The sequence below is a fragment of the Sphingomonas sp. 4RDLI-65 genome, from assembly GCF_049472435.1.
GTDB lineage: Bacteria > Pseudomonadota > Alphaproteobacteria > Sphingomonadales > Sphingomonadaceae > Sphingomonas.
Genome location: NZ_JBCEBT010000003.1, coordinates 1 through 26,908, shown reverse-complemented (window position 1 = coordinate 26,908; position 26,908 = coordinate 1). Strand labels below are relative to the sequence as shown.

The following is a 26,908-nucleotide window of genomic DNA, read 5'->3' as shown; positions in this document are numbered from 1 at the left end:
AATGAACATGATTTCTCACATCATTCCGATGCCGCAACCGATCCGCCCCGTCGTCAAGCTCAACCGGTTCTCGCGCAGCTTCGGCACCAACACCGTCCTCGACAATCTCCATCTCGAAATCGCCCAGGGTGAGTTCGTCGCGCTGCTGGGACGTTCGGGCTCGGGCAAGACCACGTTGCTGCGGACGCTGGCCGGGCTCGATACCGCCGATGCGCAGGACGTGACGATCCCGACCGCTCGTGCGGTCGTGTTCCAGGATGCGCGGTTGCTGCCGTGGAAGCGGGTGTGGCGCAATGTCGGGCTCGGGCTGAAAGGCGCAGACGTCCGCGACCGCGCGGAGGCGGCGTTGCGCGAAGTCGGGCTTGGCCACCGGCTCGATGCGTGGCCCCTGACGCTATCGGGTGGGGAAGCGCAGCGGGTGGCACTCGCCCGCGCGCTGGTCCGTGAGCCCAAATTGCTGTTGTTGGACGAACCGTTCGCAGCACTCGACGCGCTCACCCGTGTCAAGATGCACGGCCTCGTGATGGCGCTGTGGCGTGCGCACAAGCCCGCCGTGCTGCTGGTGACGCACGACGTCGACGAGGCGATCGCGCTGGCCGACCGCGTGCTGGTGCTCGATGCCGGGCGGATCGTTGTCGAGGAACGCATCTCCGTCCCGCGCGGACAGCGGACGGGGATCGCGACGGCGTTGCGCGATCGGTTGCTGGGATCGCTCGGTGTCGAACGGGAGGAGCCCCTGCCCTTCGTGAAGGCCGAATGATGGCGAGTCTGGTTCAGGATCGCCCGCGGCTCGACCGTCTGCGCGACTTCGTCACTGGCATCGGCGCGTTGATGGATCGTACCGGCGACGAGCGTTCACTGCTGGAGGAAGGCAGCGCAGCGCTCGGCAAACTCGTCGCGCACGACGACTGGCTGCCCGATACCTATGCCGCGCCCGACCCCGTTCGCTATCGCCAATATCTCCTACACTGCGACAGCCGCGAACGCTTTTCCGTCGTCAGCTTCGTCTGGGGACCGGGACAGGCCACGCCGATCCACGACCACCGTGTCTGGGGCCTTGTCGGCGTATTGCGCGGCGCCGAACTGTCCGAACGGTTCGCCCGGTACCCGGATGGCGGACTCCACGCAGTCGGCGCGATCGAGCGGCTCGAGGCCGGCGAAGTCGAAGCCGTCTCGCCCTCGGTCGGCGATATCCACCGCGTATCAAACGCGTTCGACGACCGCGTGTCGATCAGCATCCACCTCTACGGCAGCAACATCGGCGCAGTCGAGCGCGCGACCTATGACGCGGCGGGCACGCCGAAGCGGTTCGTGTCGGGCTATGCCAACGCCGTGCTGCCGAACCTCTGGGACCGCTCGGGAGCCACTGTATGACTACCCCAAACGACATCCGCACCGCGCTCCTGCTCGGACATGAGGTCGCGTTGCTCGACGTCCGTCATGAGGCGGCATTCGCGACTGGCCATCCGTTGTTCGCCGCCCACCTCGCCTTCGATCGCGTCGAACTGGAAGCAACGATCCGCCTCCCACGCAAGGACGTACCGATCGTCCTGTACGATGACGGCGAAGGCTATGTCTCCGCCGCCGCCAAAGCGCTGACCGCGCTCGGCTACACCGACGTCGACGCACTTGAGGGCAGTCTCGCAGCCTGGCGCGCGGCGGGCTTTGAAGTGTTCGAGGACGTGAACTCCTACTCGAAGGCGTTCGGCGAACTGGTCGAGGCGCGCCGCCACACGCCGTGGCTCGCTGCCGAGGACGTCGCCGCGCTGATCGAGGAGAAGGCCGACATCGCGATCCTCGATGCGCGCCGGTTCGAGGAATATGCGACGATGAACATCCCCGGTTCGACCAGTGTGCCGGGTGCGGAACTCGTGTTGCGCGTGGCCGAGGCAGTGCCCGATCCCGACACGACGATCATCGTCAACTGCGCCGGCCGGACGCGCAGCATCATCGGCACGCAGTCGCTGATCAACGCCGGAATCCCCAACCGCGTCGTCGCGTTGCGCAACGGCACGATCGGCTGGACGTTGGCGGGCCAGTCACTGGCGCATGGCAGCGACCGTCCCGCGCCGGAAGTTCGACAGATCGACGAAGCCGCGCCGACGGCTCGCGCCGTGGCCTACCGCGCGGGGGTAAAGCACCTGACGCCTGCCGAGCTGACTGTGCTCGAACGCGACACTTCCCGCACCCTTTACCGCTTCGACGTACGCCGCCCGGACGAATATGTCGCCGGCCACATCGCAGGCTTCCGCTCCTATCCCGGCGGCCAGCTGGTGCAGGAAACCGACATCGCCGCGCCCGTTCGTGGCGCGCGGATCGTCCTCGCCGACGATATCGGGCCCCGAGCCGACATGACCGCGTCGTGGCTCGCGCAAATGGGGTGGGACGTGTTCGTCGTCGACGGCGGCTTCGACGGTCTGCTCGAAACCGGCCCCGGCCCGACGATCCCACCGGGCGATCCCGCGCACCGGTACAAGCGCCCCTACGAAGGCACCGACAACGCCGCCGCCGCGATGCAGGCCTATCTCGACTGGGAATACGGCCTGGTCGACCAGCTCGCGCGCGACGGCACGCACGGCTTCTACGTCATCTAACACCCCAGGAGACACGTCATGCCCGTCAAGTTCATCGGCTATATCGGTTTCAACGACGCCTCGGAAATCCACGGCGTCGGCAAGGCACGCGGGCTCGACAAGGCCTATGTCGAGGCCGCCGCGATCGCGCAGGAAAAGGGTGGCTTCGACCGTGTCCTGATCCCGTTCGGCTCCGACAGCCCGGAAAGCCAGATCGTCGCAGCACACGCCGCCGCGATCACGACCAAGCTCGGCTTCCTGATCGCGCACCGCCCCGGCTTTACCCAGCCGACGCTCGCTGCACGCCAGCTGGCGACACTCGACCAGCTCTCAGGCGGTCGCGTCGCAGTCCACATCATCACCGGCGGTGCGGACAGCGAGATGGCGCGCGACGGCGATCACTCGGTGAAGGACGATCGCTACGCACGCACCGACGAATATCTCCAGATCCTGAAACAGGAATGGTCGTCCGCCACGCCGTTCGATCATGACGGCCGTTTCTACAACGTCCGCCAGGCATTCAGCCAGATCAAGCCGACCAATCTGCCCGTGTTCTTCGGTGGATCGTCCCCCGCCGCGATCGACGTCGCCGGCCGCCACGCGGACGTCTATGCGCTGTGGGGCGAGACGCAGGCGCAGGTCCGCGAGGCGGTCGGCACGATCCGCCACGCCGCCGCGCGCTATGGTCGCAACCCCGGTTTCTCGCTGTCGCTGCGGCCAGTGATCGCCGATACCGAAGAAGCGGCATGGAAAAAGGCCGACCAGATCGTCGAGAAGGTGCGCGACCTGCGCGAGACGGCAGGCGTTGCAACCAGCGGCCACGCACCACCGAACGCCGGCTCACAGCGGCTTCTCGATACCGCCAACCAGGGCTACCGCGTCGACAAGCGTCTGTGGACGGGTGTTGCGGCACTAGGCGGCGCGCAGGGCAATTCGACCGGACTGGTCGGCACGCCCGAACAGGTCGCGGACGCGATGCTCGATTACTATGACCTCGGCATCGACCATTTCCTGATCCGCGGGTTCGAGCCGTTGCAGGACGCGATCGACTACGGACGCGACCTGCTGCCGGTCGTCCACGACCTGATCGCTGCGCGCGATGCAGAGCGCGATCTCGAACCGAAGCGGGCGGTGGGCTGATGCCGGACTGGACGGATGATGAGGGGGGGGCAGCGACGCCGCCCCCTCCAGCGGAAGGCCTGAAGCGCTGGTGGCCATTGCTGTTGGCGGTCGTGCTCGCGGCAGGCCTGTATGCGTGGCTGGGACGCGGCGGTCCGAGTGGCGACGTGCTGCACGTCGGCAGCCAGCGCGGCGGCACCAAGGCGCTGATGCTCGCGTCGGGCGCGCTCGATGGCGCGCCCTACCGCATCGAATGGTCCGAATTCCCCGCCGCGCAGACGCTGCTGGAGGCGATCGGTGCGGGTGCGGTCGACGTCGGCATGGTCGGCGACGCGCCGTTCCAGTTCGCCTACCAGAGCGGCAGCCCGATCAAGGCGGTGGCGGTGCAGTCCGCGACGTCGCGACCGCGAGAAAGCCTCGCGATCCTGGTGCCGGCGCGGTCGCGGATCGTCGATGCAGGCGGTCTGCGCGGCAAGCGGATCGCGACGACACGCGGCTCGGTCGGCCACTACCTCCTTCTGCGTGCGCTCGATGCGAAGGGTCTCAAGCCCGCCGACGTCCGCCTGATCTTCCTCGCACCGGGTGACGCCAAGGCGGCGTTCGATACGGGCTCGATCGATGCCTGGTCGATCTGGTCGCCTTATAGCGGGACCGCACTCGCCGAAGGGGCGCGCGTCGTCGCCGACGGCGCGGACTATCTCAGCGGTTATGGCTTCGACGCGGCGAACGCGAGCGCGGCAACCGCGAAGAAGGCGATCCTGACCGATTACCTGCAACGCGAATCCCGCGCGCTCGATTGGGCCCGCGCGCATCCCGAAGACTATGCCGAGGTGCTCGCCAAGGAGACCGGTCTGCCGCTCAAGATCGCGCTGTTCCATGCCAGGCACCTGCCGATGGCGCGGGTACCCGTCGACGACACGGTGAAGGCGGAGGAACGCGATGTCGTCGCCCAGTTCCGCAAGGCAGGCGCGCTGACGGGCGATAGGCCGCTCGACGACGCGTATCTCCCGCTCGACCAGGGGGCGCCCGGTGCACGCTAAGCTTCGAATGCGGGCCTGACCCGCCCGCGGCCGCGCCGCCCGACCGTCTCTCGTTCTTACCTTCGCGCGTCCCCGCTTCGGCGGGATCGGAGACGCGCGCCTAGCCCACGGACATCATCATGACATCGACCTCCCGCCTGCTCGCCGGTGTCGCCCTCGCGACCCTCGCTCAACCCGCCTTCGCGCAAGACGCGCCGCCGGCCCCCGCCACGACCTTGACCGCGCCGGATACGGGCGGCGGCACCGACGACACCATCATCGTCACCGGCGTTCGCGGCGGCCAGGCGCGGACCGTCGCCGACAGCCCGGTACCGATCGACGTCATCAGCCGCCGCGAATTGCAGGCGACCGGCCGCACCGGGTTGAAGGAAATCCTCGGCAACATCGTGCCCTCGCTGACGATGCCTGCGCTCGGTGGCGGCGGGACCTCCGCGAGCGTCAAGCCGATCGCGATCCGCGGACTCTCGGGCGATTACCTGCTCGTGCTGGTCAACGGCAAACGCCGCCACACCACCTCGCTGATCAACAACCTCTCGCGTATCTCGGGCGGCTCGACCCCGGTCGATATCGACCTGATCCCGACCAACGCCGTCGGCCGTATCGAGGTGCTCCGCGACGGTGCGGCCGCGCAATACGGCTCGGACGCGGTGTCCGGGGTCATCAACATCATCCTCGACGACGCCCCCAAGGGCGGGCGTTTCTCGATCACTGGCGGCCAGCAATATTCGAAGGGCGCGCCGCTGCTCCAGACTGGTCTCAGCTACGGTACGCAACTCGGCGAAGGCGGGTTCTTCCGCGCTGCGGTCGAAGCCAAATACCATGATCGCGCGGACTCCTCGGCCGACGCCGTGCCGCGGATCCTGCCGCTGGTGAACGGCCAACCCGACCCGCGCGAAGCCGAGCTCGATCACGTCTATGCCGGCGGATACGGACGCTCGAACCGCGACAAGATGGTAAATGGCTCGTACAATACCGAGCTACCCGTCGGCGATACGCTGCGCCTCTATAGCTTCTCGACGCTCAGCTACCGCGACATTCGCGACGCGCGCGGCGCGTATATCCCCTCCCCAACGGGCTATGGCGGGCAGGCGAACACCAGCGGTGTCTCGGTCTTGCCACAGCTCTACCCGACCGGCTTCCAGGCCTATCGGCGGATCAAGGAAACCGATTTCCAGGTCACCGGCGGCGCGAAGGGCGATCTGGCGGGCTGGACATGGGACCTGAGTTCCAGCTTCGGCCGGGATCGCGTCTGGCTGGGTGCCGAGAACACGTTGAACCCTTCGATCGGGCCGACCAGCCCGACCAGCTTCTACATGGGCACGCAGATCCAGGATCTGTGGGTCAACAATCTCGACCTCAGCCGCGACGTCGCGATCGGCCTCGCCAAGCCGCTGTCGATCTCGGTCGGCGCGGAGCATCGCTGGGAACGCTTCCAGTCACGTGCGGGCGAGCCCGACAGCTATCGCAACGGCGGCTACCAGATCCCGGTCGACGCCACGCCGTTCGGGCAACTCTATGGCGGTCGCTATCCGTCGCCCGGGCTCGTGTCGTTCACCGGCACCTCGCCCGCCGACGCCGCCTCGCTCAGCCGCAACAACCTGGCCGGCTATGTCGATCTTGCGACCAACGTCACCGACGCGTGGTTCGTCGGCGTCGCCGGCCGGTTCGAGCATTACGACGACAGCGCCGGCAATACGGTCAGCGGCAAGGTCTCGACGCGCTACGAACTCGCGCCCGGCTTTGCCATCCGCGGCGGCGTCAACACCGGCTTCCGCGCACCGTCGCTCGCGCAGACCGGATTTTCGACCACGCAGAACACCACGACGGTGATCGGCAACACGCCCGTCTCGACGATCGCCAAGTTCCTGCCGGTGAACAGTGCCGCGGCGATAGCGCTAGGCGCGCAACCGCTGAAGCCGGAAAAGTCGCTCAACTACACCGCGGGCATCACCTACGAAGCCGGTGCCCTGCACCTCACGCTCGATGCGTATCAGATCCGCGTCGACGACCGCATCGTCAAGACCGAGTTCCTCGGCACGGCGTCGAACGGCGGCACCGCGATCCGCGACATCCTGATCGCCAACGGCGTGACCGGCGTCGACAGCGCGCAGTTCTTCACCAACGCGATCGACACGCGCACGCGTGGCATCGACGCGGTCGCGGAATACACGTTACGCACGAGCGGCCTCGGCGCTTTCCGGCTGAGCGCCGCCTACAGCTACAACAAGACGAAGATTCTCAGCATCGCCGACAATCCCGCAGCACTCAGTTCGCTAAACGTCGTGCTGTTCGGCCGCCAGGCGCAGCGCGATCTGGTGGCGGCGCTACCGCGTACGAAGCTGGTGCTGACCAACGACTGGTCGCTCGGCCGAGTTCATGCGCTCGCCCGCGCAACGCGCTACGGTCGTTACACCGAGTCGAGCAACGTCGCGAGCGGCGACCGGACGTTCGGTGGCAAATGGGTCGCCGATCTCGACATCGGCTACGACCTGACCGACCGCGTCACGCTCGCGGTCGGCGCCAACAACCTGTTCGACACCTATCCCGATCGTAACGGCCTGATCGCCGCCGATGGCAGCGGTGCCTATGGCGGGTTCGCCCCGTTCGGGCTCAGCGGTGGATCCTATTATGCGCGGGTCGGCGTGTCGCTGTGAGCCGCCAGATGCACCTTGCGCTGTTCGTGACCGCGGACGGCATTCACCACGGCGGCTGGCGGCATCCGCAAGCAAGCAGCGCGGATCAGGGCTTCGGTTTCTACCGCCGGCTCGCCGCGCAGGCCGAAGCCGCCAAGTTCGACATGCTGTTCGTTGCCGACAAGCTGGCGGTCGACGATCTCTACGGGAACCACTTCGCGACCACGGTCCGCTACCGCGCGTCGCGCGGGACGGAGCCGCTCACGCTGCTGTCGGCGCTTGCGGTCACGACCGAGCGTATCGGCCTCGGCGGGACGATCTCGACCAGCTATACCGAGCCCTACCACGTCGCCCGGATGTTCGCGTCGATCGATCATCTCAGCGGCGGCCGCGCGGCATGGAACGCGGTGACCTCGGTCAGCGACGCCGAAGCGCATAATTTCGGCCGCGCCGAGCATTACGACCACGCCACGCGCTACGACCGCGCCGCCGAATATCTCGATGTCGTCCGCCGGCTCTGGGATACGTGGGAGGAGGACGCGATCGCGCCCGACAAGGCGGCCGGCATCTATGGCGATCCGGCGAAGGTCCATTACGCCGATCATGCCGGCAAGTGGTTCGACGTGAAGGGCCCCTTGTCGCTGCCGCGTCCGCCGCAGGGTCACCCGGTGCTGATCCAGGCCGGGGCATCCGGTGCGTTTCAGGATCTGGCGACGCACAACGCCGAAGTGGTGTTCGCGGTCTATCCCGATATCGATCGCGCCAAGGCCGGATATCGCGGTTTCAAGGACGATGTCGCCGCCGCCGGACGCTCTCCGGACGCGGTCAGGATCCTGCCCGGCATGGTACCGATCGTCGCCGACACCGACGATGCCGCCGCCGACCTGCTCGGCGAACTCGACGCGCTGGTCGAACCGCTGGCGGGGCTCAGCTTTATGTCGGGGAGCATGAACTACGACCTCGCCGACCACGAGATCGACGAGCCCGTGCCCGACATCCGCGACCTGATCCGGGGCAGCAAGGGCCGCTTCCACTACGTCATCGGCAAGGCGATCGAGGAAGGCTGGACGTTCGCAGACCTCGGTCGCTGGTACGGCTCCAGCCTGTCGTTCGCCAAGATGGTAGGCAGCCCCCGCACCGTCGCCGACGAAATGGAACGCTGGCTCGTCGAAAAAGCCTGCGACGGGTTCGTCGTCATGCCTGCGTTCATGCCGGCCGGCGTCGACCGGATGCTGCACGACGTCGTGCCGTTGCTCCAGTCACGCGGTGTCTTCCGCCACGACTATGCGGCATCGACGTTGCGCGGCCATCTCGGACTCGATCGCCCCGCAAACAGCTTTCACGTGTGAGGAGACCGTTCATGACCGAATCCGTCCGCGCCGCGCTTGGTGCATTGCAAGGCGAGCGTGACCATAGCTGGACGCCTGCACAGCTGGACCTGAACGCCAGCCAGCGACACGAACTCGTCATCGGCTTCGATCAGTCGCGCGCGATCAAGATCGGCGATCCGATGCCAAACTTCTCGCTCGAAGCCGTGGATGGTACGACGATACGACTGGACAGCCTGATCGCCACGGGCCCTGCCGTGCTGATCTTCTTCAGGTTCGCCGGCTGCCCCGCGTGCAACGTCGCACTACCGGTCTATCAACGCGCGCTCTGGCCCACCCTGCGCGAACTGGGCGTGCCGCTCGTCGCGATCAGCCCGCAGATTCCATCGAGACTCTCAGAGATACAGCAACGCCACGCGCTCGACTTCACCATAGCGACCGACCGCGACAACCACCTCGCACGCCGGCTCGGCATCACCTTCGAAGCGAACTCGGCAACCCGGCAGGCCGCGACAATACCCTTGGGCGAGGTCACCGGCACGGGCACGTGGGAACTGCCTTTCCCAACGGCCCTTGTGATCAACGAGGCAGGTGTTGTTGCATGGTCGGATGTGACGCCGGACTGGATGAAGAGGACCGAGGCGGACGCCATCATCGACGCCGTCCGATCGATGATCGTGAAAGTCTAAAATTTCTCAGCAAATGGCCATGGCGCTTGCACAGATCACGCCAGGACCGAAAGCCCGACCGCAGCAACGCCGGCAAGCGCACACGCCTCATCATTGTCGGATGTGTCACCGGTCACGCCGACAGCTCCGATCAACTGGCCCTCTACATCGACGATGAGCACGCCGCCCGCCGCAGGCACGACGCCGTGCGGAGAGATTGGCCCGAGCGAGGCGATGAACGTCGGTCGCTCCGACGCCATCTCCGCGATCTTGCGGCTCGATATGCCCAGCGCGAGCGCCCCACCCGCCTTGGCCATCGCGATCTGGGGCCGCAGCGTCGAGGCCCCGTCTTCACGGTGCAGCGCGACGAGGTGCCCTCCGGGATCGAGCACCGCCACGCAGAGCGGCTTGAAACCGAGCTCCACTCTCCGCTGCAGCGTCGCCGCGATAATCTTGCTGGCAAGTTCAAGCGTGATGCGCACCATGCATGGTTCCTTTGTATCGACCGCTATCCGGGACGACGGGTAATCGGCGTGAGGTTGGCCGGGATCATGGCCAATGGGGGAATGCCTCTACTGCCTTTGGCGATCCACGCGGCGCCCGATTTGCGCAATTGTTGCACACAAATATGCCCCGGTTGACCGGCCCAAACAAATGCTTTGCGGCCCACGTCGGCGGTCGATCGTTAAAACGGTCATGCGGCAGTCGACCCTCGTCGACTGCGAACGTGCGATTATGGAGTACGGATGATGGGCGATCTTGTGGCGAGCCGAGTTGGCCTCGAAATGGTCGAAACGGGACAGGGCGTCGGCGCGGAGGTTCGGGGCATCGATCTTCGGACGCTCGATGACCAGCAGTTCGCCGACCTCCACCAGGCCTGGCTCGACAATCTCGTCCTGCTCGTCCGCGACCAATCGCTGTCGGATGCGGACCTGATCGCCTTCAGCCGCCGGTTCGGCGACCTCGATCTCGCGCCCATCCAGGAGACCGGCCGCCGTTTCGTCGAGGGACTGCCCGAACTCTATGTCGTCTCGAACGTGGTCGAGGGCGGCGTCCCGATCGGCAGCCTCGGCAATGGCGAGGCGGTCTGGCACACCGACATGTCCTATGTCGAAGTCCCGCCCCAAGCGAGCGCGCTCTATGCGCTGGAGGTGCCACCGACTGGGGGCAATACGAGCTTTATCGATATGTACGCCGTGTACGAGGCGCTGCCCGATGACTTGAAGGCGCGCATCGCCGGACGCCGCGTCAAGCACGACGGCACCTACAATAGCGGTGGTTTCCTGCGCCAGGGCGTCACGCCGAGCGACGATCCGCGCGAAGCGCCGGGCAGTCTGCACCCGTTGGTCTACACCCATCCCGAAACCGGGCGCCCCGCGCTGTATCTCGGCCGCCGCCGTAATGCCTATATCGATGGTCTGGATCTGGCCGAGTCCGAAGCGCTGCTCGACGAGCTTTGGGATCATGTCGACGGCGATCGGTTCGGCTGGAGCCATCATTGGCGCAGGGGTGATCTGGTGCTGTGGGACAATCGCTGCACGATGCACCGCCGTGATGCGTTCGATCCTGCCGCACGGCGCGTGATGCACAGGACGCAGATCAAGGGGACGGGTCGACCTGCATGACCGGCCATGGCCTGAGCCGGTCAGACGCGGTCGCTCGTCACGTTCCGCGGTTGATGAGCATCCCGAACCGCATCCTCGCGGTGCTCTGCCTGATGTATCTGGTCCTTTACATCGACCGGGTGAACCTGGCGACGGTGGGCCCGCGGATGACCGCCGAACTGGGCATGAGCAACACCCAGTTCGGTCTGGCGATCTCGGCCTTCTCCTATCCCTATGCACTGATCCAGCTCTTCGGCGGTCGGGTCATCGACCGCTTCGGACCACGCCGCATGCTGCTGATCTGCGGTGCGATCGTCTGCGTGGCGACGGTGCTGACCGGGCTGGTCGGCGGGATGGCATCGCTGTTCGCACTGCGTCTCGCGCTCGGCATCGGCGAAGGATTCGCTTTCCCCGCTGCGACGCGCGCCATGGCGACATGGCTGCCACCGGCGCGCTGGGGCTTTGCGCAAGGAATCACGCATGCCGCTGCGCGGCTCGGCAATGCGCTAACCCCGCCGCTGCTGGTCGGGTTGATGGCGCTGGTCTCGTGGCGAGGCGCATTCGTGGTACTAGGCCTGGCGAGCGCGGTCTGGGTGATCCTGTGGCTGGTGGTTGCGCGGGAGAACCCGGAACGACATCCCGGCATGTCCGACGAGGAACGCGCCGAACTGGCCCCGGCCGCGCAACAGGCTGCCACCAGGCCTCCCGTCCCGTGGTGGCGGCTCGCGCGGCGGATCGCGCCCGTCACCGCCGTCGATTTCTGCTATGGCTGGACATTGTGGGTGTTCCTGACCTGGCTCCCCTCGTTCTTCTTCAAGAATTTCGGGCTCGACCTGAAGCACTCGGCGCTGTTCTCGGGTGGGGTGCTGCTGGGCGGCGTGATCGGCGACTGGGTCGGTGGAGCAGCCAGCGATTATATCTACCGCAAGACCGGCAGCCTGCAGGCGGCGCGGCGAAACCTGATCATCGTCGGAATGGTCGGCGCGTTCGTGTTTCTCGTGCCCGTGGTTCTCACCCACGACCTGACGACGGTCGCGATATGCCTGTCACTCGCGTTCTTCTTCTCCGAGCTTGTGGTGGCGCCGATCTGGGCAGTCCCGATGGACATCGCACCACAATATGCCGGCACCGCCAGCGGCATGATGAACTTCGGCTTCGGCATCGCCGGTATCCTGTCTCCGCTAGTGTTCGGCGCGGCGGTCGACCTGACCGGAAGCTGGTCGATCCCGTTCTGCGCCTCGCTGGCGCTACTCCTGGTCGGCGCTGGCCTGTCGTTCTTCATGCACCCGGAAAGGCCTTTTCAGGCTGAGGGACCTCGCTGAGTCGAAATGGGGAAAGCACTGCTTTGCAGGACATGGTGGCATATCGCGTGAGATCTAATAGCCCTGATTTCGGCCGAGACCCAGGATAGAACGGTCTGGCGCGTATCCGAACAGCCACATTGCGCCGTTAAGCAGAAGAAGGCAGCTTGTGCGTTCACGGAAAGGGAGACCGGATTGTGTCTGTTGCTGTCCTGGATAGCCATCGGCTGACGCTCATCGCGCTCGTCCCCGACAACGCTGTCTCGATGTTCGCACGGTTCCGGGAGTTTCCACGGTTTGGCGAGGCGCAGCATATCGCTGTTCGCAGCCGTACCGCCGCAGAGCGAACGGCGCTGGCGGCGCGGATCGATGCCGCCGTATCGGCGTCCGATCGGGCCGTCATGCTCCTGGCACAGGGCAGCGCCTGCGCGGCGGCCGCATGGTGGGCGCGACTGTCGCCGAAAGCCTATACCGCGAACGTTGTCGGCGCCTTGCTGGTCGCCCCCGAGGGCACGAGCCTGCACCAGCGTCACTTCGCGGCGCCGAAGATCGGCCTGCCCTTCCCGTCGATCGTGGTCGGCGCCGATGACGAAGCGCAGCGCCTGGGCGTGGAATGGGGCAGTCGCCTCATTGATGGGCCGCTGCTGAATGCGGCGACTGCGCCGACCAACCGCCTGCGCGCCATCATCGAACGCTTCACGTCCGCCGTCGTCGAGCGCGACGTCGTTGCCGCGTATCGCATCATCCAGGCAATCGGAGACGCCTAGCTGGACGCCAGCCGTCGAGTGAGACGGGCCGTGCGTCGGGCTATGTGAGCGCCCTGTCGTAAATGACCCAGTTTCCGCCATTGAAAGCCTCATCTGCGCGGACCTGAAGTGGACGCCCGTTCATGCAGCACTTCTCGCGCTGCTGAGGCTGTGAAGGTCGGTTGATTGGGCAGGTCAAGCCGCTCTAAGCAACGTTTACTTGGAAACGACGCTGCCTATTCGACAATGCCGCAGTGGGCATCAAACTCTCGGGAAAGCTCGGCAAGGCTGACCGCGCCCAGCCGTGCCACCAGCAGGCGCTCGGCTTCACGCAGCGCGTCTTCCACCGCCGCGTTCACGACCTTCTCGACCGCACAGCCCGGGTTCGCGTGCTCGTTGCCTATGGCGAAGAGCCGAGGCCCACCCACCGCATTATGGATATCGAGCAGCGACACGGTCTTGAGATCGGCGGCAATTGCCCAGCCGCCGCCATGCCCCTTTTCGGATCGCACATACCCCGCCTCACGCAGCCCTGCCATGGTGCGGCGGATCACGACGGGGTTGGTGCCCAGCATGCGCGCGATCGCCTCGGATGTCATCGGTCCTTCGTGCCGCACCATGTGGAGCAGCACGTGAAGCATTCGAGAAAGTCGACTGTCGGTACGCACGGCATGGTCTTCGACGGGCCCGGCGGGATTGGCAAGCACGGCATTTCACGCTACTAATGATGTTACATGATTTGTGGAGCCGACGATGTCCGATTATGAGAACCCCGATCATTGGGATACCGCCGCCCGACATTACGAGCAGACCGCGCACCCCTTCACCGCCCGCTTTGCCGAGGCAGCGCTCGCGCGCGTCGTGCTGACGCCGGACAGCCGCGTGCTCGACGTCGCCGCAGGTACCGGCGCACTGGCGCTGCTTGCGGCTCGCACGGGTGCACGGGTGCTTGCGACCGATTTTTCCCCTGCCATGGTCGCACGTATCGCCGCCGCAAACCTCACCAACGTCGAGGTGAAGGTTATGGATGGTCAGGCAATGGCGCTCGACGATGGTAGCTTTGACGCCGTCTTCTCGATCTTCGGCGTCATCATGTTCCCGGACTGGCGCAAGGGTCTGTCCGAGATGGCACGGGTGACACGGTCCGGCGGTTACGGCGTGGTCGCGACCTGGCAGAACCGTGGCGCCGCTACCTTTCTGCTGCTCGGTCAGATCCGCCGCAAACTGTTTCCCGAGCGCGCGGGCATGACCATGCCGATGGCGGTGCAGGCGCTGAGCGATCCCGCCGACTTTGCCCGCGAATTGGTCATGGCGGGGTTTCGGGATCCTCACATCGAGCATGTCACACACGAGTATTTACTCGAGACCGCCGCGCTGGCGGAACCGGACACAGTGTTCGGCATGTCGCCGGACTGGACCAGTCTGAGCGAAGCGGAAAAGGCCGCTGTCGTCGCCGAGGTGTGGACGTTAGCCGCGGACCGCGCCGTCTTACCGATACCGTCCACGGCGCTCATTGCCACGGCACGACGCTAACGCTTTCTGGATGTGACCTGTGCGGCGAGGGCGACCCAAAATCGGCCACTCGCGCCGGATAAGGCACATCCAATACCGGACATCGGTTAGGGTATAGCGAGGCGGCGATGGGGTTGGGAAGGGACGGTCCGATCAATCGACAGGCTGTACTCCATGGCCTAGGATCGCCGCTCCACCGCGACAGGGGGCCGACCTGCATTTCAACGACACGCGGCGCACACTCTTACGCTCGGCGATGCTCGCCCCGATGGGGCTTTGGGCCGCGGGAAGGGCGTTTGCCACCAGCGTGGCGGCGGGAGGCGGCATTTCGCTCGAACTCGCGCGGCGGCGCGCGGCGCAGATCTCGACGATCCACTACGACCTGTCGCTCGACCTGACCGCGGCGGACACCGCGACCGGCACCGTCATGATCCGCTTCGGCCGCGTGCCGAACGGCGGTGATCTGGTCCTCGACTTCCGCGGGCCGGTGCTGGCCGATCTGACCGTCAACGGCCGCCCGCTGTCCACCGCGGCGCGGCTCGACGGCCATCTTGTCCTGCCCGCAGCCCTCTTAAAAACCGGCGCCAACGTCGTCGCTGCGCGGTTCGAAACGCCGATCGCGGCATCGGGGGCGGCGATCATCCGCCATCACGACGACAAGGACGGCCAGACCTATCTCTACACGTTGCTCGTCCCCTCCGACGCCAACCTGCTGTTCCCCTGTTTCGACCAGCCCGACCTCAAGGCGCGGTTTCGCTGGACGCTGACCGCTCCACCGGCGTGGACGGTGATCGCCAACGGCCCGCTCGACACGCAGCAGTCCGCGACCGGCGGCACGCGCTGGCGCTTTGCCGAAACCGAGCCGATCTCCACCTATCTCGCCGCCTTCGCCGCCGGGCCCTGGACACGCTGGACGTCGGCACCGGCGGGGGAGCGGCCGATCAGCCTCTACGCGCGAGCTTCGCGTCGCGCCGAAGTCGATGCCGAGGCGCAGATCGCGACCAACCGCGCCGCGGTGCGCTGGCTCAGCGACTGGTTCGGCATCCCCTTTCCCTTCGCAAAGCTCGACCTGCTGCTAGCGCCCGCCTTCCCGTTCGGTGGCATGGAGCATGTGGGCGCGGTCTTCTACAACGAAGACCGCTTCATCTTCCGCGAGCCTCCGACGCTACCGCAGCGGGTCGGCCGCGACGCCACCATCTATCACGAGATCAGCCATCAATGGTTCGGCGACGATGTCACCATGCGCTGGTTCGACGACCTGTGGCTGAAGGAGGGTTTCTCAACATACATGGCCGCGCGCATCCAGGCGGAGCTTCAGCCCGACAGCAACGCCTGGACGACCTTCCTGCTATCGACCAAGACACCAGCCTATCGGGCCGATGCGACCAGCGGCACGCAAGCGCTGTGGCAGCCGCTCGACAATCTTGATGCCGCGAAGAGCAATTACGGCCCGCTCGTCTACAACAAGGCGCCAGCGGTCATCAAGCAGCTCGCTTTCCTGGTCGGCGAGACGCGGTTCCGCCGCGGCATCAACCGCTTCCTGACCGACCATGCCTATGGCAACGCGACTTGGCAGGACCTGCTTGACGCGGTCGGTCGCGCATCAGGAGTCGATCTGACCGCCTTTGGCAGCCAGTATATGCTGCGCGCCGGCCTTCCGCGCGTCGACACCCAACTCGAAATCGTTGGCGGCCGGATCGGGTCGCTGACGCTCGTCCAGCGACCGGTGCGGTCGCTGGACGGCGATCGCGGGGGTGCATGGCCGATGAAGGTGCGCGTGCGGCTGGGCTATCGTGACCGGGCGGACATCGTGCTCGACGCCGCATTCGACGGCAGCAAAGCCATCGTCGCGGGGGCGGCGGGGTTGCTGGTCCCGGACTATGTCTGGCCGAATGACGACGATCAGGGCTACGGCCTGTTTTTGCCGGACGCGCGCACCGTCACCTGGATCGTCAAGAACGTCGGCACGGTGAAGGACTCACTGCTGCGCGCGATGCTGTGGAGCGCGGTATGGGACACGGTCCGCGATGTCCGCTTTGCGCCGGTGCGCTACATCTCCATGCTGCTCGATCACCTGCCCGACGAAACCGACGAGCAGATCTCGCGCACCATCCTGTCGCGCGGCGCGGCGGCGCTCGACGTCTACCTGCCCGACGACGCGTCCGCACCGCTACGGCCCCGCTGGGAACAAGCGCTGCTTGCCCGCATCGACGATCCCACCCTCGGCTACGGCCTGCGCAAGGATGCGCTCGACCGCCTGATCGCGACGGGGCGGACGCCACTCGCGCTCGCCCGGTTGCGCGACCTTCTCGCGAGCCGTGCAAAGCTCGTCGGTACCGCGATCCATCAGCCGACGCGCTGGGCGATCGTCCGCCGCCTGATCGCCGTTGGCGCGCCCGACGCCGCGATGATCTTCGCCGCCGAGCAGCGACTCGACCGATCGAGCGAGGCGGTGAAGGACGCGTTCGTCGCTCGCGCCGCCACGCCCGACCGCTCGGTCAAGGCGTCTTACTTCAGCCGCTACTTCGACGATGCCGCGCTCAATGAGGCGTGGGCGAGCGAAAGCCTCGGCGCCTTCAACACGATCGAGCAGGCACCGCTCACCCTGCCCTTCCTCCGCGCGGCGCTCGACCGACTGGTGTGGATCCGTCAGAATCGGCGGATTTTCTTCCTCCCCGCCTGGATCGACGCATTCATCGGCGGCCAGCGCGATCCTGCGGCACTCCAAGTGGTTGACCGGTTTCTCGATGCACACCCCAGTTTGCCAATCGACGTGCGCCGCAAAGTCCTTACGGCGCGCGACGAACTGGCTTTGACCGTCCGCATCAGTGCAGCGACATTTGAAGGGAGAGCCTCTTCAATCGAATGAAAGACCCACAGTCATTTGCATGCCTCTGCGCACGGCCCGAAACCGGTCATCCGTTAAGCTTGCAGAAGCCTGGCAATCGAGACCCTACGAAGCCCTGAGTTAGTACTCAACCTACGTCCAACGTCGATCTGGGAAGACGCGATAGATGCGATGCGCGGCGCTACGAGACTCGCTAACGTCGAAAGGGGGATCGTAGTGTCTTTGAGCGTTTAGACACGGCCAAATTCGACATATTGGTCGTCTGCGTGTGGACCATCGAGGAGGGCCAACGCGGTGTGCATCTCAAGTTCGAGTGCAAGCTCCTGACGGCGCAAGCCATCGCAAGCGCCGGGACAGCCAAACGGAACGCGTTGTTGTCGGCTGCGACTACAGGATTGAGAGGTAAGGCCATGCAGTTACGCCGAAATCACGCCTAATTGGGCACGATCGGACGAGCTGCTTTTCGACCAGCGAGACCCGGATGCGGACACTTAGGAAGCCTTCCTCCTCAACTTGGAACGCTTGCTCATCACGGGCCAGATGAGATTCAGCGTCTTAGCAGCATTATCCGCTTACGGTTCTCGAAGCCTCGCCCTGGTTCGAGCGCCTGCTAGCCTATCTTGGCACGCTGGTCGGCATGGCAGGTCCACTCGGTATGATCAGGATGCACGACACGCGCGATTGGGCGCAGAGACAAGCCAAGTGCCACAACCTGCACGCGCATCGGGCACCGTTGTTGCGAGGTGATGGCAGAGCTCGATAAAGCAGCGTGTCTAGCCGACCCATTAGTCAGACGCTGGGGGTCGGCTTGTCGTTCCCTAACTTCGGCCGTTGGTCCATGTAGGCAAATCGTTGCCGACGGGACCGCATTGATGGCGAGAATCGGGACGATCCTCGAAAGCCGGGCGATACGTACCCCGCTATATTCGGCGCGATTGCGCACCGTTAGGTGGAAGACGCCGCGGCGCGCGCCTACGGGCGCTGACTTCCGAGGGTGATTGTCGGGCGTTGCATTTTGGCTTGGATTGCCCGCCAACTGACCGATTGAATTTTTTCCTGGGTGACCTTGATTCTTGCGAACTTCCATCTGCGAAACCGTGCGTATCACGTCGCCAACGCATCAATTTTTGCCGCGATTATCCGCCCCGATTGGTCGTCAGGCGGACCAGTTTTCCATCACCATCATCCTCCAACAACCATAGGGCACCATCCGGGCCTGCCATCACTGCTCGGATGCGCGCGCCCATGTCCCAACGCTCCGCTTCACGCGCGTTGATGCCGTCGAACGCGATACGGATCAGCGAAGTCACGGCGAGACCGCCGACGAACGCGGACCCACGCCACTGAGGGAACATGTTCCCCCGGTAGAATGCGAACCCGGCCGGTGCGATCACCGGGTCCCAATACAGCACCGGCTTTTTGAGTCCGGGATGATCTCCGGGCTTGGCGATCGGTGTACCATCATAGTTCCGGCCATAGGTTGAAATCGGCCAGCCATAGTTCTTGCCCGGCTCGATCAGGTTCAGTTCGTCGCCGCCACGAGGGCCCATCTCGGTTTCCCACAAACGCCCCGCGTCATCGAAGGCGAGCCCGTATGAATTACGGTGGCCCGTGCTCCACGTCTCTGCAGGCGTCAGGTTTGGGGTGGGAACGCTTTCCCGCCGCACCGACGATCTGAGAAGCGCATCGCTGTCGTTGGCGGAGTCGATGACGTTCACGGTCGCCGTGCCGGTCTTTCCCGTGCCCGGGTTTCCCGCCGCGGGCTTGCCGTCCAGCGTCAGCCGCAGAATCTTACCGAGCGCTTGATTGGGATCCTGCGCGGGATCGAAGCGCTGCCGGTCGCCGGAGGTCAGGAACAGGTGCTGGCCGTCGGGCGAGAATGCGATGTACCCGCCAAATTGCCCGCCATTCCCGCGCGGCAGCTGGCGCCAGATAACGCGCAGATCCAACAGCGCGGGTTTGCCATTCCGGCTCCCGAAGGTAGCCATCGCCAGGGCCAGTCCGTCACCGCTGGCGCCGGGCTCCGAATAGGTGAGATAGACGCGGTGATCGCGTCCGAAGGTGGGCGAGGTCGCGACGAAAAGCAGCCCGCCCTGCCCTTCGAAATGAACAGCGGGCACGCCGCCGACTTCGGTCTTCGATCCATCGGGTGTCACGATCCACAGATGACCGGGCTTCTCGGTCACGAGCATCCTGCGATCCGGCAGGAACGCCAAAGCCCATGGCGTATCGAAAGTGGCGATCGTCTTGGTCCGGAAGGGCTTGACGGGAGTTGGCTTGGTCGCGCCGTAGTTGACCGGCTTGGCGTTCGGCGCCGCCGACTGGGGCGCACGCTCCGATTGTCCACAACCACTCAACACAGGCAGCAGGCAGTATATTAGCGGTGAAAATCGGCGCATCTCAGATCCCGACAAGATGGGTTTGATAACCAGACTTCATATAAAAAAATAGAACATGTCGATATCGTCCCGACCGCCTGGCATGGAGAATTCCGCCAACGTTTACGTGACCGTCCCGGGCCCTGTTTCAAAAAGGTGCCCGTGACGGCGGACCATCACGGGCATAGGCTCCAGGGGATGGAGGGCTTTAACTCTTGATGCGAACAACCAGACCGAACCGGCGGTCATAGATGTTATTAAACCGGGGCCTGATCTTCTCGCCAAAGTACGTCTGGTTCAAAGCATTCAGAATGTTCGACGCATCGAAGGAAATGTCGAAATGATCGTTGATGCTGTAACCGATCGAGGCGTCCAGCTGGTCAAAGGGCTTGACGTAGATCGGTAGAGAGCCGGAGCCGGGCCCAGTCGTCGTTTCGACGTAATCGTCACGCCAAGTGTAGGCCGCACGCAGGCGGAGCCCGCCCTTCTCGTAGAAACCGACCAGATTGTAGCTGTTCTTCGACAAGCCCTGCAAGGGCACGCTCTGACCGGCGATGGGGCTCGGTGCCTTGGAGTCCACGAACGTGTAGTTCGCCTGGATGCCGAATCCGTCCAGAGGCGTCGGCAGGAAGTCCAGGAACGTCTGCGTTCCGACCTCGAAGCCCTTGATCGTGCCGTTGTCGCCGTTCTGCGGTCGATTGATGTCGGCCTGCGTCACCGTCGGAAAATCGGGAAGACTGACCGTTTCGCGGGTTACCGTGTTCTGGATGAAGCCGTTCACCTTCTTCAGGAACCCCGAAAGATAGACGTAACCGCTGCGCGAATAATAATATTCGAGGCTGGCATCGTAGGACGTCGACCTCAGGGGCTTGAGGTCCGGATTGCCGGCATTGATCGACAGGATCTGGTTCGCCGCCAGCGACGAGATGTTGAGTGTCGGACTGAGGTTCGTGAACTGCGGACGGGTGAGCTGCTTTGCGGCAGCCAAGCGCAGGAACAGGTCCGGCGTGACCTTAAACCGCAGGTTCGCGCTGGGCAGGAAGTTGTTGTAGCTGGCGTCCTGGTCGATCGGCGACGTCGACCCGTTCGGCCGTTGAATGACGCCGACCGTGGACAGACTGGTCCGCAGATAGCGGGCGCCGATGTTCCCGTCGACCGGCACGCCGAGCACGTCGAGATCCAGATTGATCTGACCATAGACCGCGTAGGTATCCTCCTTCTGGGAGTAGGTGTTGGCCGGCGCGTAGCTGACCGTACACACGGTATCGCCGAACACCTGGCAGAGCAGCGCTTGATTGCGCTGGATGGCCGTCGGCACGGCATAGACGACGCCGATCGGATTGGGGACATTCCCCGTCCGGAAGAAGTCATCGGCGTTGGCGATCGGGCCAAGTCCTTGCGGGAATATCGTCGCCGGGAACGTGATCGCGGGCGAGCCCGCAGGCGCCACGGGAAAATGATTTCGGGTCCCCTGCATGCGCTCCACGTCGCGCGTCGTGTAGCGGCCGCCGATCGAGATCGACTTTACGAAGAAATTCGGAATCTCGTACTCGCCATCCAGACGGCCGGCAAAGCCATCGGTCGTCGCCTGCTCGCGCGACGCGCTGGACTCGAGGTAGCGATATTTGCTGACATCGCCAAAGTCGAACCCCGAGAGCGCTAGCGAGACCTGATCGCCCGACGTATCGAAATCGAGCCTCGTGCCGGTGGTGTTCCCGTTGTTGCCGGCACGCGTTCCGCTGCTGTTGTCGACGCGTTTCGCCTTGGTGTAGGCGATGTCGGTGCTGAGCTTGAAGAAATCGGTGGCGTTCCAGGCGCTGATCGGACAGGCCACCGCGCGCGTACTGGGAGCAGTCATGCCGTTCCGGCCGCCGCGAGTTTCGCTTGGTGACGATGCCGGTGGGGACGATGTCACGCGGTTCTCGCTCGAGGATGACGACGCCGACCTGTCGCTCGATCAGCGGTTCGCGCGCATCAACGAAAGCGACGAAGCCTTCGCCGCGCGGCAGAAGGCCGGGTGGGACCGGTTCCAGGAGTTTGAGAAGGCACTCACCAAGAGTGGCGCCGAACTGATTCTGCGCGATATCGGCTCTGAAGCAATGCGCGCGATTGCTGATGCAAATCTGCCCTCGCTCCAGGCGATTGCCCGCCAGCTCCTCGCGGTACCGACCGCGCAATTGCCGCGTATCGCCAATCTCGCCTCGCGCGTCGCCCGGGCGCTGTCCGCTACCGATCCGGAGCTCGCGGTCGCGTTGTTTCGTCGTTGCAACGGTCATGAGGCCTTTGTCCGCATCACCCGATCGATCGGTTCGGTCCCGTTGATGACCTGGGATATCTGGCACAGCGAGGATTCCGCCGCGATGTCAAATCTGCGCCGCGACCGGCTGGAGCGCTGCAACAGCGACCATGCGCTGGCGAGCGAGGTGCTCGCCGCCTGCCATGCCGGGCATCAGCCCTGGCTCGAGGCCTATGCCGTTGAAGCTATCGAGACCGGACATCCTGTCGCGACCGCACGGGCGCTGACCATTCTGGGTTTTGCCGATGAGAGCGCCGGGGCTGGAGCTACAATCGCGCGGTTCAGCAATCACGGCGGCATGGTCGGGCGCGCTGCCGAAGCGGCGCGGTTCGCCTATGAGCATAACCTGTGGTCGCGCACCTGGTATCAGCGTCTGGCGCACACCGCCGACCGCGTGGAATTCTGGCGCTATGGCACCCTGCTCGGCAAGATCGCCGACGCCCGCATGCTGCTTTGGACCCGCAAGGCCGAGGAGGGCGGCTTGCTCGAACGCTTCGGCCATTCGCTCAACCGGCCGATCGAACGCCGAATCGAGGCCTGGAAGAAGAAGCGCGACGGCAAGCTGTTCGGTCAGGATCAGCCGCGCGACGTCTATCTCGAGCCTGCGCCCGAGGGGTTCGATCTGGGCGAGGAATGACCGGCTATTCTGCGAAACTGTCGGTGCAGGAATAGAGATATTGCCAGGCGTTCTTGATCGTCATGCGGTTGATGCCAGCAATCTCCTCCAGGCCCAGCGTGCGGGTCACCGGCCCGAAGTCGCGATGCACGGTATCGTTCGAGAGGAACAGACAATGCCGGCTCGACAGCGGCAGCAGCATCGTCGGTTTGTTGGCGAAATCAATCAGCGGGTTGCTCGACGTGAGGAAGCGTTGGTTGCTGCCGGGCGGGATCACGTTGAGCGCATAGTAAAGCGGAACATAGCTCTCCCAATTGTCGAGGGCAGTCTTCAGCCGCACCACCAGCCAATAGTCCTCGCTCCATTGCCCGACCTTATCGGGATGAACGGTCTCTAGTTCGCGCCGCAGCCGCGGCTGATTGTGGTGCATGAACGAAATCGCCATGGCGAGCTTGCGGATATCGGCCGGGAACTGACCCTCGAGAATCTCGGTGATGACCTTCGAGGCCAAGCCATCGATCACCGCTATCTGCTTCTCAGCCCAATCGGGCGCGTAGCCTGGCGGCGGATTGCGCAAGCTGTTCCAGCGCTTCTTAAAGCCGAACCGCTCATTATTGCCTTTGATCACGGCGCCGGTCTCGCTGTCGAGCCGCCACAATGCGCCCCCCTCGGTCTCGAACCGCTTGAGATAATAGCGTGGCGTGTAGTGGTGCCGCTTCGAGATCGTCATGGTGCGATCTCCGGTTCGTCAGCGGCTTCCGCGCTGGCCGGCGACATCCGCGGGCGTTTGCGGGGTCCATCCCATTTCGGCTTGTCGGGACGCGGCCCGAAGATAAACTGACCGAAGGAGTAATAGCCGCCTTGCGCCGGCATGCGGTCGAGCCGGGCCATCGGCGACAGCGTGGCGGTGCTCGCGATCAGCAAGGCTTCGCGCGTATCCGTCGCGAAAATCGTGCGATAGCCGAAGCGGCAGATTAGGCGGTTGATCCGGAAAATGGTCCGGCGATCGCTGATCGTCCGATGACCGATGTCGCTGCGCCGCGGGCGAGTGCGCCCCCACAGCACCATCGTCGCGGAAACCGGAAACAGCAGCTCGATACGGCTTGCGTCCTGCGGGATGGTGTAAGGCCGCATCGCCAACGGCGGGACGCGCGGGTCGTAGTAGATCACCGGATTGTCGCTGGTCAGAAATGCCTGGTCGGTCGCGTTGTGAAGAACATCGAAGCTCAGCGTGGCGAACAGCTTGCCCATGTCATCCAGCGCCCGCGCCATCATCTCGAGCGACTTTTGCGGATCGATCGTGACCTGGATCTTGTCCATCAGGTCCGGAAAGCCGTCGGGTAGCGGCGGCAGCTCCCCGGCCGCGTGCAGGAGCAGCGCCTGTTCTGCACCGAATGGCCAAGATACAGCTCGGCAGAATCGCGGAACGCCGGGACCCGCACGCCCGTCAGACTGAGGAAGGTGATGATATGCGGCGCCGCCGCGAACATCGCTTCACGGTTGGCGAGCGCGGCGACGACCGCCGGCCAGTCGGTCTCGATTTCGCTGAAGATCGCCTCGAGCCGATCGTCGTCGCTAGCACCGTCATCGTCGAACTGAGAATAATAATAGCGCTCGAACCCTGTTGATTCCGGACGCTGCCGGAAGGGCCGGGCCGGATCGTCCTTGCGAAAGACCTGCAGATGCCCCGACGCATCCGCGAAATTTCGCAGATAGGTGACCGGCACATAATGATGTCGCTTCGGCATGTTCTGGAACATAACCAAAACACGACGATCGGGCGATACCTTCAAGCAGTTCCGATTCGCCTTTCGTCCGCTTTTCCCAGTTGATCGTTCAAAGCTGCCAGTTTGCAACCGGCCCAACTTTCGCCGTTCGGATCAGTGTGGTCGGAGAACGTCTGAACGTCTGCTGCCGGCGGAAGCTGTCGTTCACCCTCGCTGTCAGGAAAGACCGCTTAGTCCCACTTGTCGCCGTTCAGCACGAGCGCCCCGCGTCTCAGGCAATCGATCAGAGCCGGTAAATGAAGTTCGAAACTGGGAAGCGGACAGGCCTCGCTTAGCCTTCACAACCGGGGCTTCAGGCAACCGTGTTTGGAGACGAGCCATGACCCGCGTTGCGCTATACGCCCGCTATTCCTCCGATCAACAGAGCGCGTCGTCCATCGACGATCAGTTCCGGATCTGTCGCGAACAGGCGGCGCGCGAGGGCTGGCAGATCATTGGCACCTACAAGGACGCCGCGATCTCGGGCTCGAGCATAACGCTGCGCCCCGGCATCCAGCAGCTGATCCAGGATGCGCAGGCAGGCCGCTTCAGCATCATCCTCGCCGAAGCGCTCGATCGGGTCAGCCGTGATCAGGCCGACGTCGCCACGCTTTACAAACATCTTCAGTTCGCCGGCATCACGCTGGTGACGCTGGCCGAAGGCGAGATCAGCGAACTCCATGTTGGCCTGAAGGGCACGATGAACGCGCTGTTCCTGAAGGACCTCGCCAAGAAGACGCACCGCGGCATGCGCGGCCGGGTCGAGAAGGGCAAAGCCGGCGGCGGGCTGTGCTACGGCTATGACGTCGTGAAGCGGTACGATGCAGATGGCGAGCCGATCCGCGGCGAGCGCACCATCAATGTCGCGCAAGCCGAAGTCATCCGCCGGGTGTTCCGCGAATTCGCCAACGACGTCAGCCCGCAGACCATTGCCCGGCGCCTCAACGCCGACGGCGTTCCCGGACCCGAGGATAAGCTCTGGGCACATGGCACGCTGCGCGGCCACGCCAAGCGCGGCACGGGCTTCCTCAACAACGAACTCTATATCGGTCGCCTTGTCTGGAACCGGCAGCGCTATGTGAAGGACCCGCGGACCGGGAAGCGCGTCAGTCGTATCAACTCACCAAGCGACTGGATCATCACAGAGGTGTCTGACCTCCGCATCATCGATGACTCTCTCTGGGAGGCGGTCAAGGCACGGCAGGCGAGCCTATCCATTCAGTATGCAGGTCCCATCGAAGCGACCCGCAAGGCGATCGGCATGCGCGGCACGGTCCGCCCGAAATCGCTGCTGTCCGGCCTCGTTCACTGCGGCACCTGTGGTGGCCCCTGCTCTCTACGCGGTCAGGGCCGTTTCGCGTGCTCAACGCACAACGACACCGGTGCCTGCAACAATAGCCGCACCATCACGCGCGTCAGTCTCGAGGACCGCGTGCTGGCCGGGTTGAAGGACCGGCTGATGGCGCCGGACATGGTCGATGAGGCCATCCGCAGCTTCGTCGAAGAGACCAACCGGCTCAATCACGCGGAGCGTGCCGATCGCTCCGCAACGGAATCCAAGCTGGCCAAGATCAAGAAAGGCAAGGCGGACATCGTCGATGCCATCGAGAACGGCCGCTACAGCGAGACACTCATGGACCGCCTGCTAGACTTCGAAGCCGAGGAGAAGGTACTGAAGGCGGCAATGGCGGAAGCCCCTGCCGACACACCGGACATTCACCCCAACATCGCCGGGATCTACGCAAAGAAGGTCGAGCGGCTGGCAGAGGCGCTGAACCGCCCGGAAGACCGTGACGAAGCCGCAGACGCCATTCGTGGGCTTATAGATCGCGTGACACTGACGCCCGGCGCAAAGCGCGGCGAGGTCCACGTCACACTATACGGCGAGTTCGGCGCCATCCTCGAATGGCTGGGCGCGCGGGAGAGGAAAGAGGCCAGAAACGACGACAGCCCCGTGGCTTGCGCTACGGGGCTAGGAGTGTCGTTGGGATTGGTTGCGGGGACAGGATTTGAACCTGTGACCTTCAGGTTATGAGCCTGACGAGCTACCGGGCTGCTCCACCCCGCGACATTCGCGTTAGCGAAGGGGGTATGAGACATGGTGAATGGGTTTTAGCTTTCCTGTTACGTACCGCCGCACGGGCTTCAATGCCTGGCGACGACCTACTCTTCCATCGCTTGAGCGATAGTACCATTGGCGCAGTCGGGTTTCACGGCCGAGTTCGGAATGGGATCGGGTGGGACACCGACGCTATAGCCACCAGGCAATGGAGCCGGTGCGACGATACGTTGGGGAATGCTTTGGGTACCCCGTCGGAGCTTTCGCTGAGACAGGGTTTTAAAATCGATACCGTGCAAGGTTTGTAGTGTATTCGACCAATCCCTCGACGGCGAGGGGATTGGCAATCTGGCGTCGTCTTAATCATCCGCACTATCGTTGGCTAACTGGGCGAACCCAGTGTTGTCATTGATGGTGTGAG

At 64.5% G+C, this 26,908-nt stretch carries 22 protein-coding genes, 1 tRNA gene and 1 rRNA gene; 15 read left to right on the top strand and 9 right to left on the bottom strand.

What is annotated here, in order from left to right:
• Position 1 precedes the first annotated feature (1 nt).
• From VH567_RS08540 to VH567_RS08505, 8 genes are all read left to right on the top strand, one after another.
• A complete protein-coding gene (locus tag VH567_RS08540) occupies positions 2-760 on the top strand; it encodes an ABC transporter ATP-binding protein (protein ID WP_423325078.1) in 759 nt (252 codons plus the stop codon).
• Entirely contained in the window at positions 760-1,374 is a 615-nt protein-coding gene (locus VH567_RS08535; protein WP_423325076.1) for a cysteine dioxygenase, read from the top strand. Before VH567_RS08540 ends, VH567_RS08535 begins: the two co-directional genes overlap by 1 nt.
• On the top strand, positions 1,371-2,594 hold the full coding sequence (locus VH567_RS08530; RefSeq protein ID WP_423325074.1) for a rhodanese-like domain-containing protein: 1,224 nt from the start codon (positions 1,371-1,373) through the stop codon (positions 2,592-2,594). The genes VH567_RS08535 and VH567_RS08530 overlap by 4 nt, the downstream gene beginning before the upstream one ends.
• An 18-nt stretch (positions 2,595-2,612) precedes the next feature.
• Positions 2,613-3,713: an LLM class flavin-dependent oxidoreductase gene (locus tag VH567_RS08525; protein WP_423325072.1), complete on the top strand. Its 1,101-nt coding sequence runs from the start codon at positions 2,613-2,615 to the stop codon at positions 3,711-3,713.
• Entirely contained in the window at positions 3,713-4,732 is a 1,020-nt protein-coding gene (locus VH567_RS08520) for an ABC transporter substrate-binding protein (RefSeq protein ID WP_423325070.1), read from the top strand. Before VH567_RS08525 ends, VH567_RS08520 begins: the two co-directional genes overlap by 1 nt.
• Positions 4,733-4,851: 119 nt before the next feature.
• On the top strand, positions 4,852-7,386 hold the full coding sequence (locus VH567_RS08515; RefSeq protein ID WP_423325068.1) for a TonB-dependent receptor plug domain-containing protein: 2,535 nt from the start codon (positions 4,852-4,854) through the stop codon (positions 7,384-7,386).
• Positions 7,383-8,714, top strand: coding sequence for an LLM class flavin-dependent oxidoreductase (locus VH567_RS08510; RefSeq protein ID WP_423325065.1), 1,332 nt, complete (start codon positions 7,383-7,385; stop codon positions 8,712-8,714). Before VH567_RS08515 ends, VH567_RS08510 begins: the two co-directional genes overlap by 4 nt.
• 11 nt (positions 8,715-8,725) lie before the next feature.
• Positions 8,726-9,382 carry a peroxiredoxin-like family protein gene (locus tag VH567_RS08505; RefSeq protein ID WP_423325063.1) on the top strand — a complete coding sequence of 219 codons (657 nt, stop codon included), beginning with the start codon at positions 8,726-8,728 and terminating at the stop codon, positions 9,380-9,382.
• 35 nt (positions 9,383-9,417) lie between these two features.
• Here the strand turns inward: VH567_RS08505 and VH567_RS08500 are convergent, their stop codons facing one another.
• Positions 9,418-9,846, bottom strand: a complete 429-nt coding sequence (locus VH567_RS08500; protein ID WP_423325061.1) for a GlcG/HbpS family heme-binding protein — start codon at positions 9,844-9,846, stop codon at positions 9,418-9,420.
• A gap of 261 nt (positions 9,847-10,107) precedes the next feature.
• Here VH567_RS08500 and VH567_RS08495 point away from each other — a divergent pair, with 261 nt between their 5' ends.
• From VH567_RS08495 to VH567_RS08485, 3 genes are all read left to right on the top strand, one after another.
• Entirely contained in the window at positions 10,108-10,986 is an 879-nt protein-coding gene (locus VH567_RS08495) for a TauD/TfdA dioxygenase family protein (protein WP_423325059.1), read from the top strand.
• Entirely contained in the window at positions 10,983-12,287 is a 1,305-nt protein-coding gene (locus VH567_RS08490) for an MFS transporter (protein ID WP_423325057.1), read from the top strand. The genes VH567_RS08495 and VH567_RS08490 overlap by 4 nt, the downstream gene beginning before the upstream one ends.
• Before the next feature lie 176 nt (positions 12,288-12,463).
• Positions 12,464-13,033 carry an alpha/beta hydrolase gene (locus VH567_RS08485; RefSeq protein WP_423325055.1) on the top strand — a complete coding sequence of 190 codons (570 nt, stop codon included), beginning with the start codon at positions 12,464-12,466 and terminating at the stop codon, positions 13,031-13,033.
• Between the two features lie 215 nt (positions 13,034-13,248).
• On the opposite strand, the gene VH567_RS08480 is transcribed toward VH567_RS08485, so the two are convergent.
• Positions 13,249-13,680 (bottom strand): Rrf2 family transcriptional regulator, encoded by a 432-nt coding sequence (locus tag VH567_RS08480; RefSeq protein ID WP_423325864.1) that lies wholly within the window; start codon positions 13,678-13,680, stop codon positions 13,249-13,251.
• A gap of 85 nt (positions 13,681-13,765) precedes the next feature.
• Here VH567_RS08480 and VH567_RS08475 point away from each other — a divergent pair, with 85 nt between their 5' ends.
• A complete protein-coding gene (locus tag VH567_RS08475) occupies positions 13,766-14,545 on the top strand; it encodes a class I SAM-dependent methyltransferase (RefSeq protein WP_423325053.1) in 780 nt (259 codons plus the stop codon).
• A gap of 235 nt (positions 14,546-14,780) precedes the next feature.
• Complete coding sequence (locus tag VH567_RS08470) at positions 14,781-17,393, top strand: M1 family metallopeptidase (protein WP_423325051.1); 2,613 nt, start codon at positions 14,781-14,783, stop codon at positions 17,391-17,393.
• A gap of 1,115 nt (positions 17,394-18,508) precedes the next feature.
• Here VH567_RS08470 and VH567_RS08465 read toward each other — a convergent pair.
• Complete coding sequence (locus VH567_RS08465) at positions 18,509-19,771, bottom strand: PQQ-dependent sugar dehydrogenase (RefSeq protein ID WP_423325049.1); 1,263 nt, start codon at positions 19,769-19,771, stop codon at positions 18,509-18,511.
• A gap of 187 nt (positions 19,772-19,958) precedes the next feature.
• On the bottom strand, positions 19,959-21,608 hold the full coding sequence (locus VH567_RS08460; protein WP_423325047.1) for a TonB-dependent receptor: 1,650 nt from the start codon (positions 21,606-21,608) through the stop codon (positions 19,959-19,961).
• On the opposite strand from VH567_RS08460, the gene VH567_RS08455 reads away from it, so the two are divergent.
• Complete coding sequence (locus VH567_RS08455) at positions 21,607-22,683, top strand: hypothetical protein (protein WP_423325045.1); 1,077 nt, start codon at positions 21,607-21,609, stop codon at positions 22,681-22,683. The genes VH567_RS08460 and VH567_RS08455 overlap by 2 nt on opposite strands.
• Positions 22,684-22,687: 4 nt before the next feature.
• Here VH567_RS08455 and VH567_RS08450 read toward each other — a convergent pair whose 3' ends face one another.
• The 3 genes from VH567_RS08450 to VH567_RS08440 are packed head-to-tail and all read right to left on the bottom strand — an operon-like array spanning position 22,688 to position 24,410.
• Positions 22,688-23,392 (bottom strand): DUF4238 domain-containing protein, encoded by a 705-nt coding sequence (locus tag VH567_RS08450; protein WP_423325043.1) that lies wholly within the window; start codon positions 23,390-23,392, stop codon positions 22,688-22,690.
• Positions 23,389-23,982 (bottom strand): DUF4238 domain-containing protein, encoded by a 594-nt coding sequence (locus tag VH567_RS08445; protein ID WP_423325041.1) that lies wholly within the window; start codon positions 23,980-23,982, stop codon positions 23,389-23,391. Before VH567_RS08445 ends, VH567_RS08450 begins: the two co-directional genes overlap by 4 nt.
• Complete coding sequence (locus VH567_RS08440; protein ID WP_423325039.1) at positions 23,982-24,410, bottom strand: DUF4238 domain-containing protein; 429 nt, start codon at positions 24,408-24,410, stop codon at positions 23,982-23,984. The genes VH567_RS08445 and VH567_RS08440 overlap by 1 nt, the downstream gene beginning before the upstream one ends.
• On the opposite strand from VH567_RS08440, the gene VH567_RS08435 reads away from it, so the two are divergent.
• Positions 24,409-26,463 (top strand): recombinase family protein, encoded by a 2,055-nt coding sequence (locus VH567_RS08435; protein WP_423325862.1) that lies wholly within the window; start codon positions 24,409-24,411, stop codon positions 26,461-26,463. The genes VH567_RS08440 and VH567_RS08435 overlap by 2 nt on opposite strands.
• Here the strand turns inward: VH567_RS08435 and VH567_RS08430 are convergent.
• Together VH567_RS08430 and rrf are read right to left on the bottom strand one after the other, a co-directional pair.
• Positions 26,420-26,496, bottom strand: a tRNA-Met gene (locus tag VH567_RS08430). The genes VH567_RS08435 and VH567_RS08430 overlap by 44 nt on opposite strands.
• Positions 26,497-26,578: 82 nt before the next feature.
• Positions 26,579-26,693: ribosomal RNA gene (gene rrf / locus VH567_RS08425) — 5S ribosomal RNA — on the bottom strand.
• Positions 26,694-26,908 lie beyond the last annotated feature (215 nt).